The 1,755-nt window shown below is 61.0% G+C and carries 3 protein-coding genes and 1 pseudogene; 3 read left to right on the top strand and 1 reads right to left on the bottom strand.

All coding sequences use genetic code 11. The features are described 5' to 3' along the window. From DNK49_RS22915 to DNK49_RS22925, 3 genes and pseudogenes are all read left to right on the top strand, one after another. Positions 1–155 (top strand): annotated as a pseudogene (locus DNK49_RS22915) (4-hydroxy-2-oxovalerate aldolase); the annotation flags it as partial. After that, positions 152–940, top strand: a complete 789-nt coding sequence (gene dmpH, locus DNK49_RS22920) for a 2-oxo-3-hexenedioate decarboxylase (RefSeq protein ID WP_110530382.1) — start codon at positions 152–154, stop codon at positions 938–940. The pseudogene DNK49_RS22915 and the gene dmpH, both read left to right, overlap by 4 nt. A 50-nt stretch (positions 941–990) precedes the next feature. Further along, entirely contained in the window at positions 991–1,182 is a 192-nt protein-coding gene (locus tag DNK49_RS22925) for a 2-hydroxymuconate tautomerase (RefSeq protein WP_110530384.1), read from the top strand. 313 nt (positions 1,183–1,495) lie between these two features. Here the strand turns inward: DNK49_RS22925 and DNK49_RS24190 are convergent. Next, positions 1,496–1,755, bottom strand: a 260-nt coding sequence (locus DNK49_RS24190) for a hypothetical protein (RefSeq protein WP_165843425.1), incomplete at its 5' end; no start/stop codon positions are given.

The raw sequence follows: 1,755 nt of genomic DNA on the forward strand, positions 1-1,755 counted from the left end.
TTGCCAAGCGTGCCGAGCAGAAGTACGGGGTGCCGGCACGCGAGATTCTGGTGGAGATGGGCCGGCGCGGCATGGTTGGCGGGCAGGAGGACATGATCGAGGACACCGCCATCACCCTGGCGAAGGCGAAACAGGCACAAGGAGCTGCAGCATGAAACTGGCACGCGAAATCATCGAGCAGCTTGCGATCCGCCTGGAAACCTGCGAGCTGGAGGCAAGGGACACGACCAAGATCACCGACGACCACCCCGATATGGACTGGGATGACGCCTACGCGATCCAGGACGAGATCAAGCGCCGCAAGCTTGCCCGTGGCGTGCGTATCGTCGGTCTCAAGGCGGGACTGACCTCGCATGCCAAGATGAAGCAGATGGGGGTGGAATCCCCTGTCTTCGGTTTTCTCGCGGACTATTTCAGCGTCCCCGAAGGCGGCGAGATCGATACCTCCAAACTGATCCATCCCAAGGTCGAGCCAGAGATCGCCTTCGTGACCAAGGCGCCGCTGAAGGGGCCGGGGTGTCACATCGGTGCGGTGCTCGCCGCCACCGATTTCGTGATTCCCGCGATCGAGATCATCGACAGCCGCTATCGCGACTTCAAGTTCGACCTGAAGAGCGTGGTCGCGGACAACTGTTCTTCCAGCCGCTTTGTGGTTGGCGGCAGGATGGGCAATGTTGCTGAGCTTGATCTGCGCACCACCGGCATCGTGCTGGAGAAGAACGGCGAGCCGGTGGCCTTTGGTGCGGGAGCGGCGGTGCTTGGACATCCGGCTGCGGCCATTGCCATGCTTGCCAACATGTTGGGCGAGAAGGGCGAGGAGATCCCCGCAGGCACGCTGATTCTGTCGGGTGGCATTACCGAGGCGGTGGCCGTGCAGGCCGGCGACGCGGTCACCCTGCGGGTACAGGATCTGGGTTCGGTGTCCTGCCGGTTCCGCTGAACTGATGCGCGCGGGCCTGCCCGCGCTACCCACCCTTTAGGAGGATTGCCATGCCGTTTGCGCAGATCTACATGCTCGAAGGTCGTACCGAAGAACAGAAGCGTGCGGTCATCGAGAAGGTGACCCAGGCCCTGTTCGAGGCCGTCGGTGCCCCCCGCGAAACCGTTCGCGTGTGGATTCACGACGTGCCCAAGGAGAACTGGGGAATTGCGGGGGTTTCGGCGAAAGATCTTGGGCGCTGATTTGAGTGAACGCAATTCACAGATCCGCGGGCTTGGTCATTCAGATATGGTCTATCTGATTGACGCACAGTAAGGGGCCAACAGTGATGGCAAAAGCAAATGAGGCGTGGGTGCGGCGAACAATCAAGCCGGCAGTGACGCTTGCGCTACAAACACGTTTGCACCAAAAACGTGCCACATGTGCCTAAACTGACGACGAAGATTGATCGAGTGTTATAGGTTCAGCGTGGACCTGCGCCATCGCGGATGATCGACTCGCTGGAGATGAAGTAGCTCCGACTCTCGCGGGGCACGGAGGGGCGGAGGGGACGTATCACGGGGTCGATGGGGGCTGTTTCCAGCGTTCGTTCGGGGGCAACTGCATCCTCTGCTGCCAGTCGAGTGCGCTTTTTATCTGGTCGTTGTCGGCACCGATGTCACGCAACATTGCTTCGTTGAAGGGGATTCCGTCGTGTATCCAGTCGTCGATCTGGCGGTAGGGCTGGGGTAGCAGCACTTCTTCGTCGTACCACTTGAGCACGCGGCGCACGGTATCGTCGTCCGCGCCGTGCGCGCGCAGCAGGGGTTCGGTGA

This window comes from Parazoarcus communis SWub3 = DSM 12120, from assembly GCF_003226565.1.
Classification (GTDB): Bacteria; Pseudomonadota; Gammaproteobacteria; order Burkholderiales; family Rhodocyclaceae; genus Parazoarcus; species Parazoarcus communis.